Annotated in this window: 14 protein-coding genes; 8 read left to right on the top strand and 6 right to left on the bottom strand. The window is 63.9% G+C overall.

What is annotated here, in order from left to right:
- Window positions 1-208 precede the first annotated feature (208 nt).
- The 3 genes from NKI46_RS03205 to NKI46_RS03215 are packed head-to-tail and all read left to right on the top strand — an operon-like array spanning window position 209 to window position 2,721.
- On the top strand, window positions 209-1,090 hold the full coding sequence (locus tag NKI46_RS03205) for a metal ABC transporter solute-binding protein, Zn/Mn family (RefSeq protein WP_352744743.1): 882 nt from the start codon (window positions 209-211) through the stop codon (window positions 1,088-1,090).
- Window positions 1,091-1,115: 25 nt separating this feature from the next.
- Window positions 1,116-1,910 (top strand): metal ABC transporter ATP-binding protein, encoded by a 795-nt coding sequence (locus NKI46_RS03210; protein ID WP_023685455.1) that lies wholly within the window; start codon window positions 1,116-1,118, stop codon window positions 1,908-1,910.
- On the top strand, window positions 1,894-2,721 hold the full coding sequence (locus NKI46_RS03215) for a metal ABC transporter permease (RefSeq protein WP_352744745.1): 828 nt from the start codon (window positions 1,894-1,896) through the stop codon (window positions 2,719-2,721). The genes NKI46_RS03210 and NKI46_RS03215 overlap by 17 nt, the downstream gene beginning before the upstream one ends.
- Before the next feature lie 691 nt (window positions 2,722-3,412).
- On the opposite strand, the gene NKI46_RS03220 is transcribed toward NKI46_RS03215, so the two are convergent.
- The gene (locus NKI46_RS03220) at window positions 3,413-3,766 is read right to left on the bottom strand and encodes a cupin domain-containing protein (RefSeq protein ID WP_023672492.1); all 354 of its coding nucleotides are present in this window, start codon (window positions 3,764-3,766) and stop codon (window positions 3,413-3,415) included.
- Between the two features lie 461 nt (window positions 3,767-4,227).
- Between NKI46_RS03220 and NKI46_RS03225 the strand changes: the two genes are divergently transcribed.
- Window positions 4,228-6,183, top strand: coding sequence for an acyltransferase family protein (locus tag NKI46_RS03225; protein ID WP_352744748.1), 1,956 nt, complete (start codon window positions 4,228-4,230; stop codon window positions 6,181-6,183).
- Window positions 6,184-6,233: 50 nt separating this feature from the next.
- Here the strand turns inward: NKI46_RS03225 and NKI46_RS03230 are convergent, their stop codons facing one another.
- Window positions 6,234-7,226 (bottom strand): HNH endonuclease, encoded by a 993-nt coding sequence (locus tag NKI46_RS03230; RefSeq protein WP_023702917.1) that lies wholly within the window; start codon window positions 7,224-7,226, stop codon window positions 6,234-6,236.
- A gap of 244 nt (window positions 7,227-7,470) precedes the next feature.
- Here NKI46_RS03230 and NKI46_RS03235 point away from each other — a divergent pair, with 244 nt between their 5' ends.
- Both NKI46_RS03235 and NKI46_RS03240 read left to right on the top strand, forming a co-directional pair.
- Entirely contained in the window at window positions 7,471-8,745 is a 1,275-nt protein-coding gene (locus NKI46_RS03235; RefSeq protein WP_023689001.1) for a DUF763 domain-containing protein, read from the top strand.
- 117 nt (window positions 8,746-8,862) lie between these two features.
- On the top strand, window positions 8,863-9,660 hold the full coding sequence (locus tag NKI46_RS03240) for a COG3904 family protein (RefSeq protein ID WP_352744750.1): 798 nt from the start codon (window positions 8,863-8,865) through the stop codon (window positions 9,658-9,660).
- A 57-nt stretch (window positions 9,661-9,717) separates the two neighbouring features.
- Here NKI46_RS03240 and NKI46_RS03245 read toward each other — a convergent pair whose 3' ends face one another.
- Entirely contained in the window at window positions 9,718-10,602 is an 885-nt protein-coding gene (locus NKI46_RS03245) for an NmrA family NAD(P)-binding protein (RefSeq protein ID WP_023819108.1), read from the bottom strand.
- 203 nt (window positions 10,603-10,805) lie between these two features.
- Between NKI46_RS03245 and NKI46_RS03250 the strand changes: the two genes are divergently transcribed.
- The gene (locus NKI46_RS03250; protein ID WP_023693854.1) at window positions 10,806-11,114 is read left to right on the top strand and encodes a hypothetical protein; all 309 of its coding nucleotides are present in this window, start codon (window positions 10,806-10,808) and stop codon (window positions 11,112-11,114) included.
- A 67-nt stretch (window positions 11,115-11,181) separates the two neighbouring features.
- Here the strand turns inward: NKI46_RS03250 and NKI46_RS03255 are convergent, their stop codons facing one another.
- The 3 genes from NKI46_RS03255 to NKI46_RS03265 form a co-directional block, all read right to left on the bottom strand.
- Window positions 11,182-11,781, bottom strand: coding sequence for a DUF6456 domain-containing protein (locus NKI46_RS03255; protein WP_352744754.1), 600 nt, complete (start codon window positions 11,779-11,781; stop codon window positions 11,182-11,184).
- Between the two features lie 274 nt (window positions 11,782-12,055).
- Window positions 12,056-12,748 carry a hypothetical protein gene (locus NKI46_RS03260; RefSeq protein WP_031253608.1) on the bottom strand — a complete coding sequence of 231 codons (693 nt, stop codon included), beginning with the start codon at window positions 12,746-12,748 and terminating at the stop codon, window positions 12,056-12,058.
- Window positions 12,749-12,832: 84 nt separating this feature from the next.
- Window positions 12,833-13,207, bottom strand: a complete 375-nt coding sequence (locus NKI46_RS03265) for a hypothetical protein (protein ID WP_352744757.1) — start codon at window positions 13,205-13,207, stop codon at window positions 12,833-12,835.
- A gap of 80 nt (window positions 13,208-13,287) precedes the next feature.
- On the opposite strand from NKI46_RS03265, the gene NKI46_RS03270 reads away from it, so the two are divergent.
- Entirely contained in the window at window positions 13,288-13,950 is a 663-nt protein-coding gene (locus tag NKI46_RS03270; protein ID WP_023727016.1) for a LexA family transcriptional regulator, read from the top strand.
- Window positions 13,951-13,995 lie beyond the last annotated feature (45 nt).

Below are 13,995 nucleotides of genomic sequence, written 5' to 3' on the forward strand. Positions count from 1 at the left end.
GCCGCGAATTCATCAGGATACCGCCACGAGTGGCTCCGCCTGATCGGCGCAGGCCGCTCACGCTTTTGTGCGCGTGAAAAACTGAGCGGCTCAACAAGCCCATTGACATCAGCCGTATTTTCGACGCAAACGTTATATTGTTACTGTTATACAGTTACACAGCCCGCCTCTCCGGCGACATACATTTCAGACTGCAAGGAGACCACGGATGCGTCGCATTCCCTTTCTCGCCGCGCTGCTCGTCGCGGTGCCGCTTTTGACCGGCACGGCTGTCGGCGCCGAAGACAAGCTGACCATCGTGGCGGCCGAGAATTTCTATGGCGACCTTGCCCGCCAGATCGGCGGCAGCAACGTCACCGTCACCAGCATCCTGGCCAATCCCGACGACGATCCGCATCTGTTCGAGACCAGCCCGTCGACGGCGCGCACCATCGCCGATGCAAAGATCGTCATCTATAACGGCGCCGATTACGATCCGTGGATGGACAAGCTGCTGTCCGCCTCGACAGCCAAGGATCGCACGACCATCGTCGCCGCCGACCTGATCGGCAAGAAGTCGGGCGACAATCCGCATCTGTGGTACGACCCGGCGACGATGCCGGCCATCGCCAAGGCGCTGAGCGCCGATCTTGCCAAGCGCGATCCGGCCAATGCCGTGCATTATGAGGCGAACCTGAAGGCATTCCAGACCTCGCTCGAGGCCATTGACAAGGAAATCGCCGACGTCAAGAACACCTATGCCGGAACCGAGGTGACGGCTACCGAGCCGGTCTTCGGCTACATGGCGGAAGCGCTCGGTCTCAAGATGCTGAACTACGATTTCCAGGTGGCCTTGATGAACGATGCGGAGCCGAGCGCCACGCAGGTGGCGGCGTTCGAAAACAGCCTGAAGGACGGCTCGGCCAAGATCCTGTTCTACAATTCGCAGGTGACCGACGAGGCAACGACAAGGCTGCTCGACATCGCCAAGCAGAACAAGGTCACGGTCATCGGCGTCACCGAGACGGAACCGGCGGGCCAGACGATCCAGACCTGGTTCGGCGGCCAGATCGACGCGGTCCAGAAGGCGCTCGCGGCCCGCACACAATGAACGTGACGCGAATGAATGTGACTAAATGAACGCAATCGAATTCGACAAGGTCACGCTGACCTATGGGGGACGCCGGGTTTTATCCGACGTCTCCTTTTCTCTACCGCAAGGCGCCTTTGTCGGCCTGCTCGGCGCCAATGGCGCCGGCAAGACGACGATGCTGCGCGCCATTCTCGGCCTGATCAAACCGGCCGGCGGCGCCATTTCGGTGCTTGGCAAATCGCCCACGCGCGGCAACGCCGACATCGGCTATATGCCGCAGGCGCGGCGCGCGCTTGGCGATGTCGGCGTCAGCGGCCTCGACTTCGTGCTGAGTGCCGCCGGCGGGCATCGCTGGGGCTGGCCCGTCGCATCGGCTGCCGAGAAGGAGGCGGCGTGGAAGGCACTTGAAGAGGTGGGCGCCGGCGACCTTGCGCGGCGGCCGCTGGGCGAGCTTTCCGGTGGCGAGCGCCAGCGCATCCTGATCGCGCAATCCTTGATCGGCAATCCGCAACTGCTTTTGCTCGACGAGCCGCTGATCAGTCTTGACGCGGGCCATCAGCGCGCGATCATCGACCTGGTGCATCAGATCGGCGAACGGCTCGGCATTGCCGTGCTGTTCTGCTCGCACGAGATCAACCCGCTGCTGCGCGCCGTCGACCGCGTGCTCTATCTCGGCAACCGCAAGGCGGCGATCGGCTCCGTCGACGAGGTCATCAGCGGTCCGGTGCTGTCGAAACTCTACGGCACGCATATCAATGTGGTGCGGGTTGCCGGCCGCATCTTCGTCATGGCCGACGATGTCGAACTGGAGAGCGGGGCGCATGTCCACGATCTTTGACTATGAATTCATGCGCAACGCCTTCTATGCCTGCACCATCGTCGGCATCGTTTCGGGCGCGGTCGGCTATTTCCTCGTGCTCCGGGGCCAGACCTTCGCCGGTCATGCGCTCTCCCATGTCGGCTTTCCCGGCGCCACCGGCGCCGGCCTGATCGGGCTGTCGCCGTTTCTCGGCCTCACCGTGTTTACCGTCGCCGCCGGCATCGGCATCGGCCTGCTCGGCGAACGCGCGCATCGCGACGTCGCCATCGGCATCGTTTTGACGCTGTCGCTCGGCCTGGGCTTGCTGTTTCTGCATTTCTACACCGCCTTCGCCTCGCAGGCGACCAACGTGCTGTTCGGCAATGTGCTGGGCATCAGCCTGCGCACCGTTATCGTGCTTGCGGTGCTGGCGGTGGCGATCCTTGTCGCGCTTTTGCTGATCGCGCGGCCGCTGCTGTTCGCCAGCCTGCAGCCGGAACTCGCCGAAGCGCGCGGCGTGCCGCTCACTCTTGTCTCGACCCTGTTCATGGTGCTGGTCGCCGTCGCCACGTCCGAGGCGGTGCAGATCGTCGGTGTGCTGCTCGTCTTCGCGCTGATGGTGGCGCCTGCAGCCACCGCGCTCAGGCTTACCAGCGGCGTCGGAGCCGGCGTGCTGACGTCCATCGCGCTTGCCGTGATCATCGCCTGGATCAGCCTGACGCTCGCCTTCCTGACCGACTGGCCGACGAGCTTCTGGATCACGGCGCTGGGCGCGGCGGCCTATGTCGTCATCGGCATGGTCCGGCGCCCGTCGGTCCGAGAGACTCAGAGCGCCGACGCCGGCCCCTGAGGCTTGCCCTCCGGCGGGTCGATCGGGCCGGCTGGAGTGCAAAACTGACGTCAGGGAAATACACCCAAAAAAAGTCAGGTTTACAAACCGGCTCCTGAAACGTTCAGCCGCGAAAGACAAATTCATCCAATCGCCTAGATCGCGACCTCTGTCGCGCCAAAGGGCCGCTCCGGAGCGGCCGGAACACCCGGAAAACCGCCATTTCAAGCGCATTTTGTAGCGGCGAATGGCGTCCGCGCGGCCGGTTGGAAGCTGGCCGGGAGGTGCAATGGCGACCCCCCGCGGCCATCGCGGGCGGCGTTGACAGACCGCGGTGCTGCATGCGTATAGCAAGCCATGGGTCACGCCATGGCCGTGGCGGTTGAGACGGGGCTGGGGGGTTTCGTAACAACAGCATTGACGGCCCGGCGCCGGACGGGCGGCATGCACTCTCGAAGTGCGCCGCTCGCTCTTGGCTGACGCGCCGGCGACCCGGCAGCAGTCCTGGCCTGCGTTATCTCGACCAGGCTCCGCAGAACGCCATCGTCTCAGCTTTTCGATCCGCATCGGTTCGAAGCGAACGAGGTGACGCCCTCTTAACCGATATTCGCTTCGCTACGTCCCCCTCCCCTGCTGGGCGAGGGGGACGCTGGCGATGAACCGCGCCGGCCGAGGTGTATCGGCACCGATCAGGCAAGCCTGACGACGTCGATCAAGCAAGCTTGACGACGAAGTGCTTGGTTACCGGCTCGATGATCTGCCAGGTGCCCTTGAAATCGGCTTCGACCACGAACGCATCGCCCGGACCGACCTCGACCGGCGTGCCGCCATCGGGCGTGATGATGATGCGGCCGGCGATCATGTGCACGAACTCATAGTCGGTGTAGGTGGCGTGATAAGTGCCGGGCGAGGCCCGCCAGGTGCCCGACAGCACCTTGCCGTCGGCGGTGGTGTGCTGCACGGCGGTCTGCATGGTCGGCCGGCCCGCCACAACGATCCAGCCCGGTAAGTCGCCGCCCTCGGCATGCTCGACAGCGCCGAATTTGAAAATGGTGGTGTTGGTCATGGGAGGCTCCGTTTGAATTGCATGGCTGCCGGTTGGATAGCCGATGCGTGTGACGGGGGCAACGCAAGGGCCGACCCCGGATGTCGGAGATTTGGCGAAGGAGGCGGGGACCTAATCTCCCCCATCGAGGGGGAGATGTCGCCGAAGGCGACAGAGGGGGTCGCCGCGCGTGGAGCGCCTGCCTTCACTTGCAGGATTGGGCCGAGTCCGGTCGAACCGACCCCCTCTGGCCTGCCGGCCATCTCCCCCTCAAGGGGGGAGATCAGCGGCGTCGCCTCCTCCAATGTTGCACTGCGTTAGATTTGTTGCATTGCGATATCGACCCATAGGGCGGAGTCTTGGTCCGACTGTCAACGGTTGCAGCGCCGTGTCCCGTTGGGCGCAAAGCTGCCGCACGTATGATCCCGGCGCGATCGTTACTCGCCGAGGCGGGGTCATGCACCAGCACGAGGTGGCAAATCGTGTCAGCATCGTTCCGGCCCGATATCGAAGGACTGCGTGCCTTGGCGGTGGCAGGCGTGATCGCCTTTCATTTCGGCTTCACCGGCCTGCCCGGCGGCTTCACCGGCGTCGACATCTTCTTCGTCATCTCGGGCTATCTGATCACAAAACACCTGCTTGCCGAAATCACCGAGACCGGGCGGCTCAACCTGTGGCGCTTCTATGCCAGGCGCGCTCGGCGGCTGTTGCCGGCGTCGCTGTTCGTCATCCTCGCCACACTGGTGGCCGGCGCCTTCATCCTGTCGCCGGAGGAACAATCGCTCTATTCCAAAGCCGCCATGTTCGCCTCGGCCTACATGATCAATCTGTGGCTGATCCGCTGGTCGTTCGATTATTTCGCCGCCGATACGGCCAGCAACCCGTTTGTCCATTTCTGGTCGCTGTCGGTGGAGGAGCAGTTCTATGTCGCCTGGCCGGCGCTGCTTGTGCTGGCGGCATGGCTGCGCCCCGGCAAGCGCGGCGCGATCCTGGTGATCGGCATTGCCGGCCTCGTCTCGTTCGCCGTCTGCGCGTGGCTCACCACGGTCTCGCAGCCCTGGGCCTTCTATTTCTCGCCGCTACGCGCCTGGGAGTTCGCCGCCGGCGGGCTGGCCAGCATGGTGCCGCAGCAAGTCTGGCAAAACCGCCCGCGGCTCGCCACGCCGCTGGCGTGGCTCGGCCTAGCGCTGATTGCCGGCGCCTATCTTTCCTTCAGCGACGAAACGCCCTTCCCGGGTTTCCTCGCCCTGGTGCCGGTGGCCGGCACCGTGCTGTTGCTGCTGGCAGGAGCGGCGCACGCGCAGCAGGAGAGCGCTAAGAAAAGCCCGATCGAGGCACTGGCGCTGGCGCCGCTGCAATGGGTCGGCAAACTCTCCTACTCGCTCTATCTCTGGCACTGGCCGGTGATCGTGTATGCCACGATGCTGACGCCGGAACTTTCGCCGCTGCAGCGGCTCGGCTGCTTGGCGCTGACGCTGGCGCTGTCGGGGTTCACCTATCATGTCATCGAAAACCCGATCCGCCGCAATGGCTGGCTGATGGCCAGTGCGGCGCGGGCGCTGGTGCCGGCCGTCCTCCTGACCGGCACCGGCGTCGCAGCCGCCTACGCCAATGCCAGGCTTGCCGTCCACGATCTGGACCCTGAGCAGCGCAGCATTGCCGCCAGCGCCGCGCAGCCGTCCACGGCGCGCGCGGCCGGCTGTATTCTCTCCTTTGAGACGGTGACGCCGAAGGCCTGCGTGTTCGGCAACAAGGACGCCGGGCGCTCGATTGCGCTGTTCGGCGATTCGCATGCCGACCACTGGTCGACGCCGCTGATCGAGGCGGCGGCCAAGAACAATTATCGCCTCGTCACCTATCTCAAATCGTCCTGCCGTGCCTCGCGGGTGACGACCTGGAACTGGCGGCTGAAGCGCGACTACACCGAATGCGACCAGTGGCGGGAGCAATCGGTCAAGGACATTATCGCGTTGCACCCGCACATGGTGGTGATCTCGGAATTCTCGATCGGCAATGTGATGAAGGAATCGCCCGAGGAACTGAAGCACGCCGATTGGAACGAGGAGTGGAAGGCCGGCCTGCGCTGGACGCTGGCGGCATTCAGCCGGGCCGGGATCAAGGTCGCGGTAATCCGGGACGTTCCCTACAATGGAAGCTATGCCGACAAATGCGTGGCGCGGGCGCTGTGGCGCGGGCAGGTGCCTGAAGTCTGCGACACGCCGAGGGACGCGGCGGCGAACGACGACATCGCCGCGGCCGAGCGCGACGTCGTGCGCAGCGTGCCCGGCGCCACCTATGTCGACCTGACCAGCCAGTTCTGCGACGCCCAAACCTGCCACGTGTTCATCAACGGCCAACTCGCCTTCCGCGACCGACACCACCTGGCGACGCCATTTGCTGAATCACTGGAGCCGGTCTTGGAGAAGGCGGTGTTTTAGGGGGCGGCGAGGTAGGGGGACCTGACGGCTGACCGCTCAGTTGATGCGAGCTATGCCACAAACACATCCTCTCGATGGTGAGCGAGGTAAGCCTGCTGCGGCGGGGTGAACGTGCTAGTGCGCCAGACGGCGGGGGCTTCGGCAAAGCCGAAACTCTGCATCACCAATTGCTCGAAACCGAGCCGCCGCAAATCAGTCTTGTCGACGCGCTGGGATATGAGGACCTGCCCGCTATCTTCAAAACTGATGAAGCCACGGTCAAAGAGGTGGTCGGCATCAGGCGTGAGGAGCAGCCCGTTCATGCCGTCCAAGCGCTCCTGCGCGGAAGCGCATAGGCGCCAAGGCTTGATGTGGCTTGCAATCAGCAACGAGGGATTGGTGACCCCTGTGAGTCGGCACGAGCGCTCCATGGCTTCGACATTGGAACGAAATTTACCTTGGCCGCGACGAGCTTGAATGACGCTCGTCTTTACAGTGTCCTCGAGTTGGAGGTCGTCTCGGATACGGCGCTCAACGACGTCCTCTAAAATTTCATTGACGACTTCGAAAGTGAGACTGTTTGCGCCACCACGCCTCAGAGCTTCGCGGTCGAAAGCTGTACCCGCGACAATGGTGTGAAACACCTCTTGCGATACGCTCGCGAGATAGGCGTTTTGACGGCCTGATCCGGAGTTTGGGTCGATGGGCGAGTATCGGGGAGGCAGAAGCGGACCCAATTCGCCAATTATGTCCGACGGGCGCACCGTCGGCAGGAGCGGCGCCCAATACACCGGGAGAAGCCAACCTTCCTCGTTCCAATTGGCTCCAGTGTTCTTGAACTCCGGTGGTTTCGGTGCTGTGAATGCAAACTCCGCTACCCGACCAATATAGCGCACGGCTTGACCGAAAAAAGACAACACGAGGTCACCAGGTGTCGCCCGACGCATATTTTTGTAGAACTCGCTGCGTGCCCCATTCTTCTGAGTTTTGGGCGACCAGAGATATTGCCCGTCGATCTCTTGGCAGGCGGTCTGACTGTGATTTACCCACCAGAATTGCGACATCGTTTTTGATTTTAATAGTTGCCGTCGGCTGGGTAAGCTCTATTCGAGACCTGTCTCGCCTACAAGCATGGAGCCGACCTTATTGCCAGGTGCGACAGGCGGCGTAACTGCATCTTTCGGCGAGACGCCAAGAAGAGCGTAGGGCGACGATAGTCGCCGCCCCCACCCCACTTGCAAATCGCCCCCCAAATGCCATCTAGATCACAGGCGCACCGCCGGTGCGCCTTAGCCACGGAGCTTTCACTTGACGCAGCGAAGCGGCAGTGCGGATTTGCCGCTGCATGGCGGGCGGGTTCCGAAATGGCTGGGCGATCGCATGACGCGGCTGGGCGCTGTGCTGTGCGAGGCGATCATCCATCACTATGGCCGCGACGAGCTGTTGCGGCGGCTGGCGCATCCGTTCTGGTTCCAGTCTTTCGGCGCCGTCATGGGCATGGACTGGCACTCCTCGGGCATCACCACCTCGGTCGTCGGCGCGCTGAAGCGCGGGCTGAACCCGATGTCGCGCGAGCTCGGCATCCATGTCTGCGGCGGGCGCGGCGCGCATTCGCGCAAGACGCCGCAGGAGCTGACCGCGATCGGCGAACGCGTCGGCATCGATGGCGCGGCACTCGCCACCGCCAGCCGCCTGGTCGCCAAAGTGGACAGTGCGGCCGTGCAGGACGGCTTCGACCTCTATCTGCACGGCTTCATCGTCACCGACGACAGCCGCTGGGTGGTGGTGCAGCAAGGCATGAACGGCGACAGCCGCCAGGCGCGGCGCTATCACTGGCTGTCGGAAGGGCTGACAAGCTTCGTCGACCAGCCGCATGCGGCGATCGAGGGCGAGCGGCAGGGCGAGATCGTCAACCTGACCGACCATCGCGCCGCGCCGTCACGTAGCGGCCAGATCGACCTGTTGAAGACCATGAGCCCGGAACGGATCCTCGACGAGCTTGCCGTGCTGGAGCCGCCGCCGAAAGCAGCGCCTGCGAAACCGGCGGCGCAGCCGATGCTGCCCAATCTGGTGATGCCGGCGCATCACGACGTGCGCGAGAGCGACATCGTCATGCACCGGCTGCACGGCAACATTTCCGCCGCCATCGAAAGCGGGCCGGCCGACTTTCCCGAGCTGCTGCTGGTGCCCGGCGTCGGCGCGCGCACGGTGCGGGCGCTGGCCATGGTGGCGGAAGTGGTGCATGGCGCGCCCTGCCGCTTCTCCGATCCGGCGCGCTTCTCGCTCGCCCATGGCGGCAAGGACCGCCACCCCTTCCCGGTGCCGCTGAAAGTCTATGACGAGACGATCGCGGTGCTGAAATCGGCCGTCGGCAAGGCCAAGCTCGGCCGCGAGGAAGAGCTCGGCGCGCTGCAGCGGCTGGATGGCGAAGCGCGGCGGCTGGAGCGCTACGTCACCGGGCCAAGCCTTAAGGAGATCGTCGCCGGCGAGTTCGACCAGTCGCATCTGCTTGGCGGGCGCAGTGTGTTCGGGTGGGAGGGGGCGGCGGAAAGCGACGACGGTTCAGACAGGGGCCGCCAGTAGCTGCCTGTCCATCATGCAGAGATAGTGCGCGGCCCATAGAAACACGTGCTCGGCTTGTTTTGATAATGCTTGCAAAGACCCATTTCTCAAGTGATGCTCTGCCAGGCGAGGCTCGGCATGAAGACATTCGCATGGACGTTGGTTTTCGTGCTGCTGGCGATTGGCGGCGCGATCGCCCAAACGACGCCTGAGCCTGCCATACTGGCATATACACCGCCGATGCACTTCGTCGTTGTACGCAACAGCACGCCAGGATGCGAGCCGACATGCCCGGAATGGATTTCGGCGGAAGGTCACATCGTGGCCGGCACGCCAGCTTTGCTGAAGGCTTTGCTGAAAAAACTCGGCCCCCGCAAATTGCCTTTGGCGTTGAATTCCCCGGGCGGCGAGACCGATGCGGCGATGGCGCTTGGCCATATGATCCGCGCCAGCGGGCTCGACACGATGGTTGGCAAGACGGAGTTCTCCGAATGCGCGCCAGACACAAAAGCCTGCGGGCCGGGCGACCTCCGCTTCGGCGTCGCCAACCCCGTCGGCGCAGTCTGTTCGTCAGCTTGTACGATGGTTCTTGCGGGCGGCGTACGGCGCCTGGCAGACAGCCGCGCCTTTGTCGGCATTCACCGGATCATGCTGCCGGCCGCCAAGAAAATCCACGGCAAGAAGACCATCGTCCTCGTTCCGATACCCAAATGGTATGAACGCAAGGTCGACAGCTATTTCACCGAGATGAAAGCAGGTTCGTGGATCGTATCGGCCATGCAAAAAATACCCGACGACAGCATACGATACCTCGTGACATACGAACTTTTGGACCTGAATCTGATAACCGAAACCGGTCACGGCGACACGCGCACCTCCATCGATATCTGCAAGACCACGCCGCCGGCGGGCAACTGCCGAACGGTCAGGCAATAGGAATAGCGGGCCACGTAGGTCGTCGAAGCGCCTGTTTCTCAACAGCAACCCTTCACTTTACGCGGCGCCCTTCAACAGGTCTTCCGGCCGGCCCTCGACGAGCGCAGCAATATAGCTTTCCAGGCTGGTCGTGCCGCGCTCCGGGTTTTCCGGCTGCATCGGCTTGTCCAGCGTGGCCCCGGTCATGCGGGCATAGGACTCGGCCGCCGCTTTGGAGAAGCCTAGTTTTTCGTAGGTTTCTGTCCAGCGCTCCCGCGGCACCGTGACCACGCGCACGTTTTTGCGCAACGCCGCACTGAAGGCTGCGGCGACATCGGCGGCGGAGTAGCGCCGAGGACCCTCGATATAGTGCGTGCCGGTCTTGTCCGCCGGCTCCAGCAGACGTCTCGCCGCAGCCTCGCCGAGATCCTGCGGCGCCACCATCGGCAGCTCGAAATCCGCCGGGAAGAAGGAGGTGATGACGCCGTCGCGCCGCGCCGTCTCCAGGGCCTGATCCCAGTTGCTCATGTAATAGGCGGCGCGGTTGATGCTTGCCGGAATGGCCTGGGCCTTCAGCTTCTGCTCGAGGCCGTAAAGGACGGTGAGATCGCCGACACCCTCGCCGGCCTGCGCGCCGTAGGTCGATTCCGCCACCAGCTTTTCGAGGCCGGAGCCCTCCAGCGCCGCCGCAATGGCGCCAACCGTCTTGCGCTCCTCGGCGTCGGTGTCGGTCGATGGATCGGCCGGCGGGTTGAGCAGAAACGCCCGCTTGCCGCGCCGCAAGACTTCACGCAGCGCCTCGACATCGAGCACATCGGCAACCGCGGCCTCCGCGCCCTGTTCAACCAACCATGCGGCCTTCGACTCGTCGCGCGTCACCACCGTGACATCCTCGCCCTGCCGCAACAGCGCCATTGCCGCCGCCGAGCCGACATGGCCGGTACCTCCAAGAATGACATGCATGGTCTCGTCCTTCCCTTGCTGATTCATGCCGGATTAATGGCTGGGGCGGCGAAGGGTTCAAAAATCGGGGGACGATGCTGACAGGAGGTGACGCTGACTTTCCCCGCAATGCACGGCGCAGGGGTCGTTCGCATCTTGCAAAATTATGGAACGAGGTCGTGCCCAGCGAGTTATATTAGCGCAACCTTGAATAGGAGGCAGCTATGAGAAAGCTCCTGCTTGCTTCGGCTATCGCTATCACTGCGGCGGCGGCGATGATCGCCCCGGCGAATGCCGGCGGGCGCGTCGTGATCGGCATCGGCAACGGCTACTATGACGATGACTACAATGACAGCTATGGCGACTATTACGATCGCTATGCTCCTCGCCCCTACTACCAGTATGATGCCTACGATAACGGCTTCAGGTACCACAGGTATCACAGGCACCATCGCCATTGCCGCATAGAGTTGGTCAAGCACTGGCGCCATCATCACAGGATCGTCGAGGAAATTCGCGTTTGCGAACGGTGATCCGATAGGGTGAAACCGGTTCGGCCGGCATCTGCCGGCCGGCCGCTTCACTACGCGGCTGCCGGCCTTATCGCGGCTTCCGCATCAGCATCATCCCGTAATCCACGGCCAAAAGGTCGAGCCCGACCTTCAACAGCTTCACCACCACATCTCGTCCCTCGCCGGTGCGTTCGGCGAGCGCCTTCACCGACTGGCCTTCGAGGCAGATTTTGCGAACCACCTCCGCCACTTCCCAGTGGGCCATGGCGGCGATGGCATGGGTGTGGGCGCGGCCGGCGTTGAGCACGCGGTCGGGGATGCCGCCATTGATGCGGCCGCCGTCAATGCGCTCTTCCCACGGCATCGGCCGCAGCCCGTCACGCGAGGCGCGCTCGAAATCGTCGCGAAACCGCTGGCCGGCCTCACGCTGCTGGCGGGTCAGCGAGGTGATGCCGACCAGCGGATCGACATTGCGCACCCGCACGATGCCGCCGGTCGCGGTGTAGCCGTCATTGGAGACCTCGTAGACGCGCCGCGCCTCTTCGGTGCCGACGCTCAACCGCTTGCGGCCGAAGCGATCGTCCTTCAGCGCGAAATCATGGCCGATCTCGCGGCGGATGCGCACCTGCTCGGCTTCGCCTATGGGGAGTTTTGGTGGCTGCCGTTTCTGCGCGGTTTTTTTGCTCATCGGGGGATCCTTGTGGGATTGGGTTGTTGAGCCGGAAGGTTGGCGTTCCTTCGCGCCCCCCTCTGCCCTGCCGGGCATCTCCCCCACGAGGGGGGAGATTGGCAGCTTTGGTCATGTCGCTGACTTGCAACGCCGGCGATCGGCAAATGCCGTGGTGACATCCGATCTCCCCCCTTGAGGGGGAGATGGCCGGCAGGCCAGAGGGGGGCGCTGTCCCGCCGACCTTTCGATCATTGGTGATGTCGTTCCCGAGGCGAGAACCGAGCCTGGCCGCTCACACCACCTCCACCACCGGCCGATGAAACCTCGCCTGATGATATTCGCAGTAACTCTTCAGCGCCCTTGTGCGCAGGCCGCAGCACAGCATCTCGGACCCCGGCCGGCTGCCGGGAGCATCGTTGTCGGGGTCTTCCTCCAGCGTCATGTCGAGCGGCGCGCGGCAGCGGTTGAACAGGCAGTCGATGAAGCGCATGGCGGCGACATGCGGCTGGCGCCCGAGCGAGGCAGGGCGCGGCGCCGGCACATTGAAGCGGTAGATTTCGCCGTCCACCACCAGCCGTCCTTCGGCCGGGGTGGAGCGCGCCGGACGGGCTGGCAACAAAGGCCTGGCCGGCGTGTGTCTGGCTTGCCTGGCGACCGGTGTGGCCGGTGCGGCCTGCTTCGAAACTGCAGGCCACCTTACCGGCTTGCTCGGCTGAACCGGCAGAATCTTCCCTGCCGTGTTCTCGTTTGCCGCAGTCTTCCCCGTCGCATTCTTCCTCGGTCGGCCGCCGGACCTGCCGCCTCTGGGGTTGGCGAAGCCGATGGTCTTCAACGCGCTGTTGCGGTGGACGATGCCGATGATGGCATTGCGCGAGACCGGACTGCCGCGCAGCGCCGTGAAGCGGACGGCGATCCCTGTGGCCGACAGGCCATCCCCCAGCCAGACGGCGATCTCCTGCAATTCGGTCTCGGTATAGGCAGTCATGTCGGTATCCATTGATTGCGCGCGCAAAGGCGGAGCGCCGGCCCGAGGCCTACGGGAAAAAATCAGAGCGGATGGTCGGTGCGGTCAGCCGATACTGGCGGCCGGCAGCGCGCTGGCGAGATGCCGCAAGGCGGCTTCGGCGGCCGCTTTGGTGAGGGCGGAAACCGCCCTGCCCGTCAGCCCGTCGAACAGGATGACGGTGCCGTCTTCCGTGCGGATGCAGGAGATGCCCTGCCCGCCGGAGACAGCCCTTGGCGCACCGGCGGCGCCATGGGCCGAAGAGGTGGCCGGAGCCGGGAGAGGAGCGGCTCCGGCCGTTCCGGTCGATCGGGGGGACGACGGTTCGACCGGATCCGGGGCAAGAGCCCCGGTTTGCGTCCGGACCGGGGAGGAGGACAGCCCGGACGATGGGAGAAAGCTGACGATGTCTGCGGAAACGCTTGCGGTTTGTTCGATCATGCGCTAAGCGTACGATATGTACGAAACGTACGCAAGCGAAATCGTACATATTGGACGATAAATTTCAGGCAATTTGTACGATGCAGGAACCGAGGCACAGATTGCAGCAGGCGCGGGCGGAGGCGGGTTATGCCTCGCCGAGCGACGCGGCGCGGGCATTGCGCGACATCAACAAGAACACGCTGATCAGTCACGAGAATGGTAACCGGCCGCTGTCGCGCAAGGCGGCGGAGAAATACGGCCGCCTGTTCGGCGTCGATCCCGGCTGGCTCTTGTTCAACGGTGACGGCGGCAGCCTTGCGGGGGGCCATTTCGGCTTTGACGAGTCGGGCCGGCAGATCCCGATGCCGTCGCTGGCCACCGTCGATGTGCCCATCGTCTCATGGATCAGCGCCGGCGAACTCGGCAGCCAGGATACGGTGGTCAATCTCAGCGACTATCCGACCATCCCCACCACCGATCTGGAGCAGGGCCAATGGATTGCTCTGCGCGTCGACGGCCCGTCGATGAACAAGATCTCGCCACCGGATTCGATCATCTTCGTCAACCTCAGGGACAAGCGGCTGGTGACCAATGGCTGCTACGTCATTTCGGACGAATCCGGCCAGGCCACCTACAAGCGTTACCGCCCCAACGAGAACCCGCCCTTCCAGCCGGCCTCCTACATGGACATCCCGCCGCCGGCGCTGGAAGGCGCCATCACCATCATCGGCCGGGTGAAGCGCTCGATGATCGATATGTGAGGGAGAAGGCGGTGAGGCGCAATCTCCCCCCTCGAAGGGGAGATG

The sequence above is a fragment of the Mesorhizobium sp. M0615 genome (assembly GCF_040320805.1).
Taxonomy (GTDB): domain Bacteria; phylum Pseudomonadota; class Alphaproteobacteria; order Rhizobiales; family Rhizobiaceae; genus Mesorhizobium.

Coding starts and splice junctions, on each gene's coding strand:
- NKI46_RS03205 (WP_352744743.1), top strand. CDS start 209: ATGCGTCGCATTCCCTTTCTCGCCGCGCTGCTCGTCGCGGTGCCGCTT.
- NKI46_RS03210 (WP_023685455.1), top strand. CDS start 1,116: ATGAACGCAATCGAATTCGACAAGGTCACGCTGACCTATGGGGGACGC.
- NKI46_RS03215 (WP_352744745.1), top strand. CDS start 1,894: ATGTCCACGATCTTTGACTATGAATTCATGCGCAACGCCTTCTATGCC.
- NKI46_RS03220 (WP_023672492.1), bottom strand. CDS start 3,766: ATGACCAACACCACCATTTTCAAATTCGGCGCTGTCGAGCATGCCGAG.
- NKI46_RS03230 (WP_023702917.1), bottom strand. CDS start 7,226: ATGTCGCAATTCTGGTGGGTAAATCACAGTCAGACCGCCTGCCAAGAG.
- NKI46_RS03240 (WP_352744750.1), top strand. CDS start 8,863: ATGAAGACATTCGCATGGACGTTGGTTTTCGTGCTGCTGGCGATTGGC.
- NKI46_RS03245 (WP_023819108.1), bottom strand. CDS start 10,602: ATGCATGTCATTCTTGGAGGTACCGGCCATGTCGGCTCGGCGGCGGCA.
- NKI46_RS03250 (WP_023693854.1), top strand. CDS start 10,806: ATGAGAAAGCTCCTGCTTGCTTCGGCTATCGCTATCACTGCGGCGGCG.
- NKI46_RS03255 (WP_352744754.1), bottom strand. CDS start 11,781: ATGAGCAAAAAAACCGCGCAGAAACGGCAGCCACCAAAACTCCCCATA.
- NKI46_RS03260 (WP_031253608.1), bottom strand. CDS start 12,748: ATGACTGCCTATACCGAGACCGAATTGCAGGAGATCGCCGTCTGGCTG.
- NKI46_RS03265 (WP_352744757.1), bottom strand. CDS start 13,207: ATGATCGAACAAACCGCAAGCGTTTCCGCAGACATCGTCAGCTTTCTC.
- NKI46_RS03270 (WP_023727016.1), top strand. CDS start 13,288: ATGCAGGAACCGAGGCACAGATTGCAGCAGGCGCGGGCGGAGGCGGGT.